The sequence below is a fragment of the Rathayibacter sp. KR2-224 genome, assembly GCF_049446075.1.
In the GTDB taxonomy this organism is placed as follows: domain Bacteria; phylum Actinomycetota; class Actinomycetes; order Actinomycetales; family Microbacteriaceae; genus Humibacter.
On record NZ_JBMSEB010000001.1, the window covers coordinates 885,178 to 899,977 of the forward strand.

Below are 14,800 nucleotides of genomic sequence, written 5' to 3' on the forward strand. Positions count from 1 at the left end.
GTCTGAGACGTGCGCGAGGTCGGCTCCCCTCAGCGTGCGCTACCGTGATCCCCGATGGCTACGCAGGAGCAGACGGCGACCGGGTCGAGCAGCAGCTGGCGTCCCCTGACCTGGATCATTCCGGTCGTCGTGGTGGGCGCCGTGATCGTGGTGCTGGCGGCCCGCTGGTTCGTGGCGTTGCCGGCCGTTGCAGACTTCATCCACGCCTATCCGGGCAGGAGCGAACTGCCGTCCTGGGCTCCAGTCGGATTTCCGTTGTGGCTCTCGATCCTGCATTTCCTGAGCGGCACGTTCCTGCTCTTCATCGTGCTGTCCGGGTGGTCGGTACGCCGCACGAGGCGATCGGGAGCGCGTCCACGCGAGTTCTGGATCCGCGACAATGATCGGCTCGTGCGCACCAAGAACCCTCCGGTGCGCATCACGCTGACCTCGTGGTGGCACCTCACGGTCAACACGCTCTGGGTCGCGACGGGCATCCTGTTCGTGGTGCTGCTGTTCAGTACGGGACAGTGGGTCCGCATCGTGCCGACGCGCTGGGACGTCATCCCGAACGCCGTGTCCGCTGGACTGCAGTACGTCTCGTTCGAGTGGCCGCACGCCAACGGCTGGGTCAACTACAACTCGCTGCAGCTGCTCACGTACTTCGCCACCGTCTTCCTCGCGGCGCCGCTCGCGGTGCTCACGGGCATCCGGCTCGCGCCGGGGCTGTCGATGCGGTTGCGCCGCTTCGACAAGGCGCTCCCACTGCGGGCCGCGCGCGGCATCCATTTCGCGGTGATGATCTGGTTCGTGGCGTTCACGGTCGTGCACGTGAGCCTCGTGCTCCTCACCGGACCGCTGCGCAACCTGAACCACATGTACGGGCTGCGCGACGACGAAAGCTGGATCGGGCTCATCGTCTTCGTGATCTCGCTCGTGGTGATCGTCGTGGCGTGGGCGCTGCTGCGGCCACCGCGCCTGGATTCCGTAGCCGAGCTCACCGGCAGCGTCAGGCGCCGCTGAGCCGACGCCCGGCGCCGACCGGCGCAGGCGACCGGCCCGGTCCGCCGACGAATCGGGCTAGCGAGCGGTCCAGCCGCCGTCGACCGCCAGCGTCTGGCCCGTGACGAGCGAGGCCGCAGGCGACGCGAGGAACACGGCGGCTCCCGAGACCTCGCGAGGAACGCCGATCCTGTGCAGGCCGGCTATGCGTTCGACTGTGTCGGCGCGAAACACCGCGTCGGCGAGCGCCGCTTCGGTGCCGTCCGTCTCGATGAACGTCGGTGCCAGCGCGTTCACCCGGATGCCGTACTCACCCCACTCCACCGCGTGGCACCTGGTCATGTGGACGACCGCCGCTTTCGCGACGCAGTACGAGGACTCGCCGGGGAGCGCGACAAGACCGGCCTGAGACGCGACGTTCACGATGGCACCACCGCCTGCAGCCCGCATGTGCATGGCCGCGTGCTGCGAGAGGAAGTACGTGGACTTGGTGTTGAGCGCCCAGACCCGGTCGAAGTCCTCCTCCGTCACGTCTATGGCAGCTCCGAGGATGCCGCCGCCCGCGTTGTTCACGAGGGTGTGCAGACGGCCGAACTCGGTCACGGCCCGGTCGATCGCCTCCCGCCCGGAACGCAGGTCGGTCACATCGAGGCGCACGGCGAGCGCTCTGCGGCCGAGCGATTCGATCTCGGATGCCAGCCCCGCGTCATCCGTTTCGTCGCGCAGCCCGATGGCGACGTCGGCTCCTGCCATGGCGAACTCGAGCGCGATGGCACGTCCAAGACCTCGCCTGGCACCCGTGACGAGCACTGCGGTTCCCGACAGGTCGAACGGAGAAGCCTGTGCGGAAAGATGCGCGGATGTCTGCCGCGACGTGTCGGCTGGTTCTGCGGAAGGGAAGAGGTCGGTCATGCGCGCCAGGCTACCGAGCGGAGCGCTTCACCGGGACGAGAGCACGCGCACGGGTACGCCGGCGAGATAGGCGAGAACGTCTTCCACCGCGTCCGCATAGAACGCGCGATAGTTGTCCGTCGTGACGTAGCCGATGTGCGGCAGCAACAGCGTGTCGGGCGCCGACCTTAGCGGGTGATCGGTGGGAAGAGGTTCGACGTCGTACACGTCGAGCGCGGCTCCGGCGAGGCGACGATGGCGAAGGGCATCGAGCAGTGCGCTCTCGTCCACGATGGGGCCACGAGACGTGTTGATCAGGTACGCGTCCTCGCGCATCAGAGCCAACTCGTCTCTCCCGATCAGGCCTCGGGTTTCCGCAGTGAGCGGCAGATGCACGGTGAGGATGTCCGACTCGGCGAAAAGCGCGTCCCGCGACACAGCCGTCACGCCGTGCTCGGCAGCACGGGCAGCAGTCAGCGACCTGCTCCACGCGACCACGTTCATTCCGAACGCCAGGCCGAGCCGTGCCACCGGGATCCCGAGCCGCCCGAGCCCGAGCACTCCGAGCGTGAGGCCGGAGAGGCCGGGGCCGATGGTGTGCTGCCACCCGCCGGCGCGGATCGCCGCGTCTTCCTGCACGAAGTGCCTGGTGAGGGCGATGGCCATTCCGAAGACGAGCTCGGGAACGCTGTTGCCGGCCGACCCCGTTCCGGTGACGACGATTCCGTGGTGCGCGGCGGCATCCAGGTCGATCGACGCGTTCCGCATTCCGGTCGTCACCAGCAGCCGCAGCGCAGGGAGGGATGCCATGACCTCGGCTGGGAACCCGGTGCGTTCCCGCATCGCCACGATCACTTCGCTCGAGGCGATGCGGGCAAGGAGCTCGTCGCCCTCCAGGTGCTCGCGCACGACGTCGATGTCGAAAACATCGCGCAGCGCGCTCCAGTCGGCCGAGGTCGTCGCAACGCCCTGGTAGTCGTCCAGCACGGTGAGCCGACGAGCCATGGAACTACTTCGAGCCGGTCGACGAACCCGATCCGAGCGCCTGCGAGATCGTCAGTGCGTCGGCCAGGTCCTTCTTCAGGCGGGCATCCTGAACACCGTACGTCGCCCAGTCGCCGGCCTTCAACGCGGCATCGCGGTCGGCGAGCGCCTGCTTGGCGTCATTGAGCGCGTTCTGCAGCTTCTGCTGCTCTGTGGCGTTGGCCGCCGAGCCGCCGGTCTGGCCCGTTCCACCGGTCTGGCCGGCACCCGTCGACCCGGTTCCCTGGGAGGAGCCGTTCGTCGAGCCCGCCCCCGTATCACCGGCTGTCGCGCCCGAGTCCCCGCCGAACAACACGTCGAGAGCGCCGTCGAGCGTGTCTTCGAACGCGATCTTGTCGCCGAACGACACGAGCACCTTCTGCAGGAGCGGATAGCTCGTCGATCCACTGGATTGGATGTAGACGGGTTCCACGTACAGCAGACCGCCGCCCACCGGCAACGTCAGCAGGTTGCCGTTGATCACCTTCGTCGATCCCTGACGCAGCAGGTTCAGCGCTGCCGAGACGCTCGGATCGGAGTCGAAGTTGTTCTGCACCTGTCCGGGTCCCGGAATGGTGTCTTGCGACGGCAACCTGAGCAGCCGGAGCGTGCCATAGTCGGACGCCTTCGTGCCCGTCTTGTTGCCCGCGTTCGAGTCCACGGCGAGGTAGCCCTTGAGCACGCTGCGGTTGGAAGCGCTCGTCGACTGCGGAATGTAGGTGGTGTAGAGCGAGAACTGTGGCGACTTCTGGCCAGGCATCTGCATGGTCAGGTAGTAAGGGGGCTGCAACGACGCGGAGTCAGCACTCGACGGGTCATCCGGCACCTGCCACGCGTCCGTGCGCGAGAAGAACGAACCGGGGTCGGTCACGTGGTACTGCGCGAGGATCTCGCGCTGCACTTTGAACAGGTCGGCCGGGTAACGCACGTGGCTCATCAGGGCGCCGCTCATGGCGCTCATCGGCTTCACGGTGCCGGGGAAGACCTTCTCCCACGTCTTCAGCACGGGATCGGTGGAGTCCCACGAATAGAGCGTGACCTTGCCGGAGTACGCGTCGACCGTGGCCTTCACCGAGTTGCGGATGTAGTTGACGTTGTCCATGCCGAAACCGGGCGTGGACGAGCGCTGCGAGTCTGCGATGGTGTCGCTGTACGGCACCTCTTGCGAGTACGGGTACTGATCGCTCGTCGTATAGCCGTCGACGATCCATACGATGTGGCCGTTGACGACGGACGGGTACGGGTCGCTGTCGAGGGTGAGATACGGCGCCACCTGCTCGATGCGCGAGACCGGGTTGCGGTTGTAGAGGATCTGGGAGTGGCTGTTCACGGCATCCGAGAGCACGATCTGTTCGTCCTGGAACTTGATGGCGTAGGCCAGCCGGGTGAACAGGTTGTCGAGCTTGGGGCCGCCGTTCGACGAGTACGTGGTGTACGTCGCCTGCTGGCTTCCCGTGCCGGCCGGGTAGTCCAGTTCGACCGGCTTCGATCCGTTCGGCGCTCCGACGATCGAATACTTCGGCGAATCCTCCCCGAAGTAGACGCGCGGTTGGTAGCTGCCGAGCGCCCCGGCTGTCGGGATGCCTGACTCGAAGAAATCGGGCTGGCCGTCCGTCTGGCGCTTGTTGCCGTAGGCCGCGACGAGGCCGTAGCCGTGCGTGTACACGAACGTCTCGTTGTACTTGCCGGAGTCGCCGAGGCCCGACTGGTGCAGCTCACGTACGGCGACGACGCTGTCCTGCTCCTTGCCGTCGATCGTGTAGCGGTCGACGTCGAGGTCTGAGGTAAATCCGTAGTACTGCCGGAACTGCTGCAGCTGCGCGAAGGCACCAGACACCACGGCCGGGTCGAGGATGCGGATGCTCGCCGTGGTGTCGGCGTCCTTGCGCAGCGCACCCTGCTTGGCATCCGTCTTCGCGTCGTAGGTGCTCACCTTCACCTTGTCGACGCCGAAGGCTTCCTGCGTCGACTTGATCGATCGTGCGATGTAGGTCGACTCGATGGTCTTCTCGCTGGGTGCGACGAGAAGCTTCTGCACGCCCCACGGGTAGATGACCCCCACGATGAGCGCGGACACGATGAGCAGGGCGGTGCCCACCAGCGGATACCGCCAGCGCCCGACGAACGCCGTGAGCACGAACAGCAGAGCGACCAGAACGGCGATTCCGGCAAGGATCGCCCGTCCGGGAATGGTGGCGTTGACATCGGTGTATGCGGCGCCCGTCACCCGGCCGTCGACCGATGCGTCGGTGACGGAGGCGTACCTGTCGAGCCAGATGCTCACGGCCTGCAGCAGCATGTAGACGGCGGCGATCACAGCGATCTGCACACGGGCCGATCGCGAGATGCGCACCTCTCGCCCGCTCACTCGAATGGAACCGTAGAGGTAGCTCGTTGCCACGCTGGCGAGCAGCGCGATGATGACGACGGCCGACGAGAATGCGACGACGCTGCGGTAGAACGGCAGCGCGAACATGTAGAACGACACGTCGAGATGGAATTGCGGGTCGGTCTTGCCCGCCGAGACCCCGTTGAGCCACAAGGCCGCCGTCTGCCATCTGCTGGCCGATGCGGCGCCCGCGAAGAGGCCGAAGACGATGGGGATGCCATAGGTCGCGACCCGCCTCAACGGTTCGACGACCTGCTGGTAGCGCCCGACCCCCGAGTCGAGCTTCGCGTACACCGGGCGAAGCCGGTATGCGAGGAACATGCACAGCCACAGCGGCACCGCCATGCCGGCGAATCCGATCAGGAACATCGTCGTGCCTGCGAACCACTGCGTGGTGAGCACCTCGAGGTAGCCGACCTGCTGGAACCACAGCACGTCGGTGTACAGGCTCGTGAAGATGAAGAAGGCGATCACCAGCACCGTCACGATGCCGAGCGTGATCCAGACGGCCGCGCGGCGTCTGCCAGGAGGGCGAACTGATGCGGATGTCACGAAGGGTCCTCTTCTGGGCGCGCGAACCCTGCGGTCCGCTGTCGGGCGACAGGGCACGCTGAGCGCGCCCTGGAAGTTTCCATCCTATGGCGGGGGTACGCGGCACCGGTCGGGCGCCACCTGCGAGTGGACTGTGCGTCCGATACCGGTCTGCCGAATATCTCGGTGACGCGTGGAGGTCGCCGAGCGCGATCAGGAGGTCGGGCAGGTCGGCAACTGGGCAGTACTCGAGCCGGTGCGCACGGCATCCAGAACCTTGATCGAATCGCTCAGTGTCTTCACCGCGTAGACATGGAGTCCTGACGGGATGTGGCCTGTGACCTCGTCGCAGTTCGAAGCCGGAGCCAGGAACACGGTTGCGCCCGCGTCACGCGCACCGTACATCTTCTGACGGATGCCGCCGATCGCCCCCACGTTTCCCTCGTTGTCGATCGTGCCGGTCCCGGCTACCCGCTCTCCCCCGTTCAGTGAACCGGGCGTGAGCTTGTCCATGATCCCGAGAGCGAACATCTGTCCCGCACTCGGGCCGCCCACGTTGTCGAGCTGGATCTTCACCTGGAAGGGGAAGGCGTAGTCCATCTGCGCCCCGACGCCGATCACGACCGTTCCGTCCGTCTTCTCCGGGGTGACGGTCACGACCCGCTGCTCGCCGTCGCGAAGAATGGTGATCGACGCGGGCTTTCCCGCCCCGTTCTTGTTCACCTCGTCGCGCAGCGACTGCACGCCTTTCACGGGCACGCCGTTCACCGCAGTGATGCGGTCTCCGACGTCAATGACGCCCTTTGCAGGTCCGTCGACGACCTGTTTGACCACGATGCTCTGCCGAAAGTGGTACCCGAGTTCGTTGAGAGCGGCGGCGACGGCATCCTTCTGCGAGTCCGTCATGAGCTGCGCGTTCTCCGCGTTCTGTTCCTGCACGTTCTGCCCAGGCGGATAGGCGATGTCGACGGGGATGACGGCCTTCGACGGCGTGAACCAGGCTTGGATGACCTCGCCCCAGTTCGGAAGCTGCTGCGGGTTGCCGATCTCGGACACCGTGAGCAGATCGAGGGACCCGCTCGTCGGGTAGGTCTTACGCCCATCGATCACGATAAGCGGCTTCTTCTGGTCGGCACCGCTCGGCTCCGCCCCCACCGGATGGTTGGCGCCCAGTGTGTTGAAGACGGGCCCAGGGGCTTCGATCACATATGGCGCGGGCGAGAGTGCCATGACCAGAAGCAGCACGAACGCCACAACGACGAGCGCTGCGCCGACGCGCTGGGAGCGTGGAACGCGGGGCTCGACGGACGCGTCGTCGCCGGCATCCGTTTCCCCGCCCGCCGAGTCTGCGCCGGGCGACTCAGCGGCATCCGAGTCGTGCCGGATGCGCGAGTCATCGGAGAAGAGGGACACTCGCGCAACTCCTGTTCGCGACGGGCGGACGGCAGACCAGCCAAGCGTAGCGATTTCCCACCCTCACCCGCTGTGCACCGGGCTAGCGTTGGATATGCGTCGATGCCGCTCAGGTTCAAGTGCAGGCGGCCGACGCGGCGGTATGACCAAGCGCCATCGACAGGAAGAGGCATCGCATGTCCGATGACGACAGGAACGACCCCGAGGACGAGTTGCGCGACATGCTGCGGCAGTTCCTGTCGGGCAACGCGTCGTTCGACCCGAGCCAGCTTGCCGGGGCGGCTGGGCTCCCGGGCGACGCCGCAAGCATCCAGGCGCTGATGAGCCAGTTGCAGAGCGCGTTGCGCTCACCGTCCGACGGCATCGACTGGAACATCGCCCTCGACCAGGGAACGAGCATCGCCTCGAAGGATGCCGTCGAGGCCACCCCTGCCGAACGCGCGGCCCTCGACCAGGCATTCACGGTCGCGGCGCTCTGGCTCGACGAGGTGACGAGCATTGCAGAACTCACGACCACGCCCGTGCTGCTGAGCAGGCGGCAGTGGGTGAAAGACAGCATGCCGGTCTGGACTCAGCTCGCGGAGCCGGTCGCGACGAGCATCTCGGATGCCCTCTCGCGCGTCATGCAGGAACAGGCGCCCGAAGAGCTGCAGGGCATGCTGCAGAACGCGGGACACATCGTGCGAGCCGTGGGCGGCACACTTTTCGCAGTGCAATTGGGACAGGTGGTTGGCCAGCTGTCGGCCGAGGTGGTCTCGGGGGGCGACGTGGGCATCCCGTTGCTGAGTGACGGCACGGCGGCGCTTCTGCCTCAGAACGTCACGGCGTTCGGCGATGGCCTCGACATCGACTCCGACCAGATCGCCATCTACCTCGCCGTGCGCGAGCTTGCGCACGCGCGACTGTTCCGGCACGCCAAATGGCTCCGGCTCCGCCTCATCACGGCCATCACCGAGTTCGCGCGCGGCGTCAGCATCGACACGGAGCGCATGCAGGAGCTGGCCGAGAGCTTCGACCCGTCCAACCCGGAAGAGCTGCGCGAGGCCATGGTGAGCGGCGCGCTCATACCGCCGAAGACGGAAGCGCAGCAGGCGGCACTCAGCCGGCTGGAAACGATGCTGGCGCTCATCGAGGGCTGGGTGGACGTCGTGACCGCTCGCGCGACCGGGCGTTTGCCGAAGTCGGATGCGGTCGCCGAGACCGTGCGTCGTCGCAGGGCGGCGGGCGGCCCTGCCGAGTCGGCGTTCGCCACCCTCGTCGGCCTCGAACTGCGTCCGAGACGCCTGCGCGAGGCCGCAGCAATGTGGTCGAAGCTCACGGACGCCGTCGGCGACGACGAGCGCGACAAGCTGTGGTCGCACCCCGACCTCCTGCCGACCTCCGACGACGTCGACGATCCCAGCAGGCTCATCGCGAGGCTGACGGCATCCGCTTCGGGTGCGCAGCCGGAGTACGACGAGCTCGACGAGGCCATCGCCGCGATGCTCGACGGAACGGACATCGCGGGCGACGAATCGTCGGGTGCGGGCCAGAGTGGTGAGGCGACCGATCACAGCGCTGAGGATGGCCCCGACGAGGACGGGCCGAAGCCCGTCTGAGGCAGCGCCACAACTCGCGGTATGGCGCGAAGTCGACCGTCAACCGAGCAGATGCCTCAAGTAACGCTCCGGGGCCTGCAGGTATGAGCGCCAGTGGCCGACGAGTTCCAGATCGGCCCACGCGGTCTCCCGCATTCCCCATGGGCCCAGTTCGAGGATGCGCGCGCCAGGCAACGCGGCGAGAACGGGCGAGTGCGTCGCGCAGATCACCTGTCCGCCGTCGTTCGCTATTCGGTCCAGCGTGGCGATGAGGGCGAGGGTCGAGTTGAACGACAGTGCGGCCTCCGGCTCATCGAGGCAGTAGAAGCCGGGAGAGTCGAAGCGCGTCTCCAGGATGGCGAGGAACGACTCCCCATGACTCATCTCGTGGAACACCGGTTCCGATCGGCGTGACGGGTTGCGCTCCAGATACGTGTAGAACGAGTGCATCGTCTCAGCCCGCAGGAAGTAGCCCCACCGCCCGGCTCCGATGCCTCGTTGCAGCATCAGCCAGTCCGAGAGCGGGGATTCGGTCGGTCGCGTGGAGTGCCTGGCGGAAACCGACCCACCCTCTGGCGATAAGCCGTAGGCGAGAGCGATGGCCTCGACCACCGTCGACTTTCCCGACCCGTTCTCGCCCACCAGGAACGTGACGCCTGGAGCCGGCCTCAGCCCTTCATCCAGCAGCTGAGCGACGGCCGGCACGGTCCGGGGCCACACGCCATCCCGATCGGCCGAGTCCGCTGCTCGGTTGACCGCCACAACGGGAGGCTGGTGGAAGCGGGATCGCCGGTTCCTGCCGCGATTCTGGCAGCCGCCACCGACTCCCTCCAGGCAGGCGGCGGATGGGCGACTGTGGACAACGTCGCCGTCGCGGCTGCCGCGCCGAGCATGATGTCCGCATGATCTATCGCCTCGATCCGGCCGTTCCCCTCGTCTGGCGCGACCCGCACACCCTGCAGCTCGGCGTCGACCGCGTGGTGTGCGTGTTCCCTCTGGTGTCGCAGTCGACCGAGCGGATGCTCGCAGCACTGCGCACCGGGGCGCCCAGGTCCGCGCTCGAGGTTGAGGCGGCATCCTCATCGCGAGAGGATGCCTCGCACGAGGTGACCGCACTGCTCGAGTCGGTCGCCGGCGCGCTCGAACCGCAGGAACCGCGCGAGCGAGCACAACAGGCGTCGACCATTGCCCTCGACGGGGACGGCCCGACCGCTGAGCGGGTGATGCGATTGCTGCGCGAGAGCGGGCATCGCGTGGTGGCTTCCGCTCCGGACGGTGCAGCGCCAGATCCGGCCGCAGCGGTCATCGTCGGCTCGTACGTGCTCCCGCCATGGCGCCACGGTGCGTGGTTGCGGAGGGACGTTCCGCACCTGCCCATCGTGTTCGGAGACGACGGTGCAGAGGTGGGCCCGTTCGTCGACACGGACGGGCCATGCCTGCGCTGCCTGTCACTGGCGAGGCGCGACCTCGATCCGGCGTGGCCGGCGATCGCCACACAACTCGACACGCATCAGCGGCCCGCAGAGCCGGCGCTCCTGTCTGCGCAGGTTGCGTCGCTTGCGTCGCGATGGGTGGATGCCCGAGTGCGGGCGGGCGACAGGTCTCACGCGGCCACCAGCATCCGGGTGCACCGCGACGGGACGGTCAGCGAGTTCGAGCACTCTCCGCATGCTCTGTGCGGATGCCGAGCTCTGCCAGAAAACGTGACGGCTCTCGTCGCCCTGCAGCATTCGTAGCCCAGCTCAGCGCAAGCCGGCGCCTCGCGCGCGTGACGCCCACGTAGAGCAACCGCCGTTCCTCCTCGACTGCTTCGGGTGTTCGCGCGTACCCGATGGGAACGAGGCCCTCGCCGAGACCGACGATGTGCACGTCGTCCCACTCCAGACCCTTCGCCGCGTGCAGCGTGCACAGGGTGACTGCAGCGATCGCAGGCTCGTGCTGCGCCGCCTGTCGCGCGAGCAGATCCTCGGTGAATTCGCGGAAGGTGGTTCCTTGCGGCGCATCGTCGACGAGGCCCATGATCGCGTTCAACGACTCCCAGCGATCCCGCACACTGCCTGCCGCCTGCGGAGGCTCGAGCGTCCAACCGAGGGAACGCAGCACGTCGCTGACGGACTGGAAGAGCGGCTCATCGGTCGCCGCGAGCGACGCTGCGCGGAGCGTCATCACCGCCTGCCGAACCTCCGGAAGCTCGAAGAACCGCTTGCCGCCTCGCATCTGGTAAGCGACGCCCGCATCGTTCAGTGCGACCTCAAGGGGCGCAGCCTGCGCGTTCACCCGGTACAGCACCGCGAAGTCCTGCGGCTTCTCCCCCTGCAGAATACGTGCCCGGAGTTGGGCGGCCACGGCGGCTGCTTCCTCGGCGTCGGTCGCGAATCCCGCGACCGTTGGTTCGGGCGGCGTCTCGACGATCTGAGGGATGGGCCGCTGTCGTTTGCCCTTCGACGTGCCTCCCGCTTGCTCAGTGAGCGGTGTCGCGCCCGAGGCCTGGTCAGGGAGCAGTGCCACGCCTGCGGCCTCATCAGAGAGGGACGTGGGGCCTTCGGCGCCCTCTGCAATCGGCGCGGGCTGCGGGTCACGCGCCCTGAGCGTGAGCGCACCCGGTTTGCCTCTCATGAGGCGGTTCGCCGTCTCGACGATCGGCGCGCTCGACCGGTAGTTGTCCTCGAGCCGCACGATCGCGGCATCCGCATACCGCCGGCCGAAATCGAGCAGGAACGAACTGGATGCCCCGGCGAACGAGTAGATCGTCTGGCTCGCGTCGCCCACGACGCACAGGTCTGACCTGTCTCCAAGCCAGAGATCGAGCAGGCGTTGCTGCAAAGGCGAGACGTCCTGATACTCGTCGACGACGAAGAACCGGTATTGCTCGTGCACGTGCATCGCGACGGCTGGTTCGGTCTCGATCATGCCGGCGCACGCCAGCAGTACGTCCTCGAAGTCCAGTTGCCGCCGCTCGTCTTTGAGCGCCTCGTACGCGCGCTGCAGGTCGACCACCTGCTGCGGCTTCAGCGACCCCGGCGTCGGACGACGTGGCGTACCCGGTGAACGCTCCGTCGGGGAGGCATCCCCCACCATCCGCTCGTAGTCGTCGATGCTCAGTTCGCTCACCTTGCGCCACTCGATCTCGGCCGCAACATCTCGCAGAGTGGCGGTGTCGATGCGCATGCGGATGCGCTCGGCCGCCTGGGCGAGCAGCCTTGCCTTGCCGTCGAGCACGCGGGGCAGGCTGCCGCCGACGACGATCGGCCAGAAATAGTTCAGCTGGCTCAGGGCCGCAGCGTGGAAGGTGCGGGCAGCGACACCTGATGCCCCGAGCACACGCAACCGGGTGCGCAGCTCCGACGCGGCACGGCTCGTGAACGTGAGCGCCATGACACGGTTGGGTGCATAGACACCGGTCGCCACACCGTACGCGATGCGATGCGTGATCGCCCTGGTCTTACCGGTGCCTGCGCCGGCCAGCACGCACACCGGCCCGAGCAGGGCCTCGGCGACGACACGCTGAGCGTCGTCCAGCCCAGCAAGCAGCTCCTCGGCGGAGTGCGTCACGCCGCGTCCGATCGCCCGTCGTCTGGGGAAGCGTCTCGGGCATCGTCGGATACGGCGTCGTCTCGCGTGTCTCGACCAGGCGCCTGGTCGAGCGGACCGCCGTACCAGTCGCGCACGATGGCATGCGCGATCGACGACCCGCCTGGCAGCAGGATGTCGTCGCGCTCTCGCCAGATCTCCTCACGGCTGAACCACCGAAGGGCGAGGATCTCCTCGCCGTCCGGATGCAATCCGGTGTGGCCGGCCACTGCCCTGGCCTCCATGCCGATCATGATGGATGCCGGGAACGGCCATGGCTGCGAGCCGAGGTACTGCGGGTCGGCCACGATCACGCCGGACTCCTCGGCGACCTCGCGCAGCACGGCGTCTTCGAACGACTCCCCGGCCTCGACGAACCCGGCGAGCAGAGACCAGCGATTGTTCTCCCACAGGGCGTTGGATCCCAGCAGGATGCGGTCCTGATCGTCGAGCACTCGCACGATCACAGCCGGGTCGGTGCGCGGGAAGATCTCGTTGTTGTCCACGAAGCAGCGGCGCATCCATCCGCCGTGTTCGACCACGGTCGGAGTGCCGCAGCGCGGGCAGTGAGTGTGCGACGCGTGCCAGTTCGCGATCGCGACGGACTCGGTCACGAGGCCCGCGTCCCGATCGCTGAGGTGGGTTGCCAGCTCGCGCAGGCCGCGCCAGGCGGACTGGTCGGGCTGCAGCTCCCCCGCTGCGGCATCGGTGAGCACGGAGAGGATGACGGGCGTTCCGGCCGGCTCGTCCCTGGTCGCCTCGATGGTGCGCCCGAGGTAGACCCTCGTGAGCGCGGACGTCACCTCGCCTGTGCGGAAGAGCCTGATGCGCAGGTTGCCCTCGGCCTCGCCGGGATCGGCATCCGTGGTCAGCACTCTGCCGTTCCACATCGGAAGAACGCGTGCGGCCTCGTCGGAGAGCAGTTCGTCGAACAGTGAGTCGCGGGTGCGACGTGCGCCGTCGCGGTCCACGGCCGACCTGGACATGGGAAGAACGCCGAGCGGACGGGGCATGGAGCACTCCTCAGGCCGATGGATGAACGGGGACCTTGCGTGACCGGACCACGATGTGGCGGCCGGTTCCGCTGACGCCACCGCCGGACCGATCGCCCCCGGCAGGGCCGGATGCGTACTCGGCGTGGACCGGAGCGCGTGGCGCGCGGGCCCGGCACCGACGGGCGCGCCTACCCTTGACGGTATGGCCAGATCCCATCTCACTCTAGCCGCGCTGGCCACGTCGGCCGTGCCCGACCTGGACGTCGCCGGAACCCGCAGCTACAGCTACGATCTGCACGGCGATTTCGAGTCAGCGCTGCTCACCAGTCGCGACGGCACCGAGATGATCATCCGCGTGCCCACCTCGCAAGATGCGGAGACGGAGCAGAGCGCCGACCTCGTCGCATTGCACGCGCTGACGCCTGGCGTGCGGTCGCGGCTGCCATTCGACGTGCCCGAATATGTCGGCCAGACTCCGATCGGCGGCACACGTGCCGTCGTCTACACGTTCCTGCCTGGCGACAAGGTCGCACTCGAGAACGTTCAGCCCGGCGACGGCCTTGCTGCATCCATCGGCCGGTCGATCGCCGCGATCCACGCGCTGCCGACCTCCTTCGTGACTGATGCCGGCCTTCCCGCGCTGTCGGCATCCGAGTGTCTTGCGGCGACCAAGACACTCATCGCCTCTGCGAACGCCACCGGGCTGGTACCCGCCGCCCTGGCGAAGCGTTGGAGGGAAGCGGTCGACGATGAGGAGCTCTGGCGGTTCCAGCCGACGGCGATCAACGGCGCACTCACGATCGACTCGTTCATCGTCCGCCAGGAGTCGGTGATCGGCCTCCTCGGCTGGTCGGCGCTGCGCGTCGGGGATCCGGCACGTGACCTGCACTGGGTGCTCGGCATGAACGCGGATGCCGCCGAGAGTGCGATCGAGGCGTACTCGCTCGCTCGCGGCTCGGCATCCGATCGCAATCTGCTGTTCCGGGCGACGCTGTATGCGGAGCTCGAGCTGGCGCGCTGGCTCATGCACGGCAGAGATCTGCACGATCAGCTGATCATCGATGACGCGGTGTCCATGCTCGACAGCCTCGTCGAGCGCGTGCACGACGACGAGGTGGATCCCCTCGCCCCGCACACCGGGCCCATCATGGCGGTTACCGACGTCGAGGCGCTGCTGGATGCCACGCCGCTCGACCGCCGACGCGGCGACGCGTCGCAGGGGCTCCCGCCGGTGGCGGACGACCGCCCGCTGTCCGACGACGAATTCGACCGAGACGACGACTGAGCCGACCGCCCTCGAGTCGCCGCACTTCCTGGGTGACCGGTCCTCCGTGCTCCGGCCGTGCGTGCCCGGGCCTGCGTGCTCCCGCCCTCCGTGCTCCGGCCCTCCGTGCTCCGGCCCTGCGTGCCCGGGTGGTGCCCTCGGTCGC

12 protein-coding genes are annotated in these 14,800 nt (G+C 67.5%); 5 read left to right on the top strand and 7 right to left on the bottom strand.

The window, feature by feature from the left end; translation table 11 throughout:
- Positions 1-54: 54 nt before the first annotated feature.
- A complete protein-coding gene (locus ACO2Q7_RS04200; RefSeq protein ID WP_423354370.1) occupies positions 55-1,002 on the top strand; it encodes a cytochrome b/b6 domain-containing protein in 948 nt (315 codons plus the stop codon).
- 57 nt (positions 1,003-1,059) lie between these two features.
- Here ACO2Q7_RS04200 and ACO2Q7_RS04205 read toward each other — a convergent pair whose 3' ends face one another.
- From ACO2Q7_RS04205 to ACO2Q7_RS04220, 4 genes are all read right to left on the bottom strand, one after another.
- Positions 1,060-1,893 (bottom strand): SDR family NAD(P)-dependent oxidoreductase, encoded by an 834-nt coding sequence (locus ACO2Q7_RS04205; RefSeq protein ID WP_423354371.1) that lies wholly within the window; start codon positions 1,891-1,893, stop codon positions 1,060-1,062.
- Positions 1,894-1,920: 27 nt separating this feature from the next.
- Positions 1,921-2,877 (bottom strand): D-2-hydroxyacid dehydrogenase family protein, encoded by a 957-nt coding sequence (locus tag ACO2Q7_RS04210; protein ID WP_423354372.1) that lies wholly within the window; start codon positions 2,875-2,877, stop codon positions 1,921-1,923.
- Between the two features lie 4 nt (positions 2,878-2,881).
- A complete protein-coding gene (locus ACO2Q7_RS04215) occupies positions 2,882-5,836 on the bottom strand; it encodes a UPF0182 family protein (protein ID WP_423354373.1) in 2,955 nt (984 codons plus the stop codon).
- 192 nt (positions 5,837-6,028) lie between these two features.
- Positions 6,029-7,228, bottom strand: a complete 1,200-nt coding sequence (locus tag ACO2Q7_RS04220) for a YlbL family protein (RefSeq protein ID WP_423354374.1) — start codon at positions 7,226-7,228, stop codon at positions 6,029-6,031.
- A gap of 176 nt (positions 7,229-7,404) precedes the next feature.
- On the opposite strand from ACO2Q7_RS04220, the gene ACO2Q7_RS04225 reads away from it, so the two are divergent.
- The gene (locus tag ACO2Q7_RS04225) at positions 7,405-8,826 is read left to right on the top strand and encodes a zinc-dependent metalloprotease (RefSeq protein WP_423354375.1); all 1,422 of its coding nucleotides are present in this window, start codon (positions 7,405-7,407) and stop codon (positions 8,824-8,826) included.
- Positions 8,827-8,865: 39 nt separating this feature from the next.
- On the opposite strand, the gene ACO2Q7_RS04230 is transcribed toward ACO2Q7_RS04225, so the two are convergent.
- The gene (locus ACO2Q7_RS04230; RefSeq protein ID WP_423354376.1) at positions 8,866-9,567 is read right to left on the bottom strand and encodes an AAA family ATPase; all 702 of its coding nucleotides are present in this window, start codon (positions 9,565-9,567) and stop codon (positions 8,866-8,868) included.
- Between the two features lie 12 nt (positions 9,568-9,579).
- On the opposite strand from ACO2Q7_RS04230, the gene ACO2Q7_RS04235 reads away from it, so the two are divergent.
- A complete protein-coding gene (locus tag ACO2Q7_RS04235) occupies positions 9,580-9,711 on the top strand; it encodes a hypothetical protein (protein ID WP_423354377.1) in 132 nt (43 codons plus the stop codon).
- Positions 9,708-10,541 carry a hypothetical protein gene (locus ACO2Q7_RS04240; RefSeq protein ID WP_423354378.1) on the top strand — a complete coding sequence of 278 codons (834 nt, stop codon included), beginning with the start codon at positions 9,708-9,710 and terminating at the stop codon, positions 10,539-10,541. The genes ACO2Q7_RS04235 and ACO2Q7_RS04240 overlap by 4 nt, the downstream gene beginning before the upstream one ends.
- Here the strand turns inward: ACO2Q7_RS04240 and ACO2Q7_RS04245 are convergent.
- Together ACO2Q7_RS04245 and nudC are read right to left on the bottom strand one after the other, a co-directional pair.
- The gene (locus ACO2Q7_RS04245) at positions 10,450-12,357 is read right to left on the bottom strand and encodes an ATP-dependent helicase (RefSeq protein ID WP_423354379.1); all 1,908 of its coding nucleotides are present in this window, start codon (positions 12,355-12,357) and stop codon (positions 10,450-10,452) included. The genes ACO2Q7_RS04240 and ACO2Q7_RS04245 overlap by 92 nt on opposite strands.
- Positions 12,354-13,388: an NAD(+) diphosphatase gene (gene nudC, locus ACO2Q7_RS04250; protein ID WP_423354380.1), complete on the bottom strand. Its 1,035-nt coding sequence runs from the start codon at positions 13,386-13,388 to the stop codon at positions 12,354-12,356. The genes ACO2Q7_RS04245 and nudC overlap by 4 nt, the downstream gene beginning before the upstream one ends.
- 184 nt (positions 13,389-13,572) lie before the next feature.
- Here nudC and ACO2Q7_RS04255 point away from each other — a divergent pair, with 184 nt between their 5' ends.
- Positions 13,573-14,655 (top strand): phosphotransferase, encoded by a 1,083-nt coding sequence (locus tag ACO2Q7_RS04255; protein WP_423354381.1) that lies wholly within the window; start codon positions 13,573-13,575, stop codon positions 14,653-14,655.
- Positions 14,656-14,800 lie beyond the last annotated feature (145 nt).

Excerpts from the sequence above, each read along its gene's own strand:
- ACO2Q7_RS04240 (WP_423354378.1), top strand. The coding sequence starts at position 9,708 with ATGATCTATCGCCTCGATCCGGCCGTTCCCCTCGTCTGGCGCGACCCG.
- ACO2Q7_RS04210 (WP_423354372.1), bottom strand. The coding sequence starts at position 2,877 with ATGGCTCGTCGGCTCACCGTGCTGGACGACTACCAGGGCGTTGCGACG.
- ACO2Q7_RS04225 (WP_423354375.1), top strand. The coding sequence starts at position 7,405 with ATGTCCGATGACGACAGGAACGACCCCGAGGACGAGTTGCGCGACATG.
- nudC (WP_423354380.1), bottom strand. The coding sequence starts at position 13,388 with ATGCCCCGTCCGCTCGGCGTTCTTCCCATGTCCAGGTCGGCCGTGGAC.
- ACO2Q7_RS04200 (WP_423354370.1), top strand. The coding sequence starts at position 55 with ATGGCTACGCAGGAGCAGACGGCGACCGGGTCGAGCAGCAGCTGGCGT.
- ACO2Q7_RS04205 (WP_423354371.1), bottom strand. The coding sequence starts at position 1,893 with ATGACCGACCTCTTCCCTTCCGCAGAACCAGCCGACACGTCGCGGCAG.
- ACO2Q7_RS04255 (WP_423354381.1), top strand. The coding sequence starts at position 13,573 with ATGGCCAGATCCCATCTCACTCTAGCCGCGCTGGCCACGTCGGCCGTG.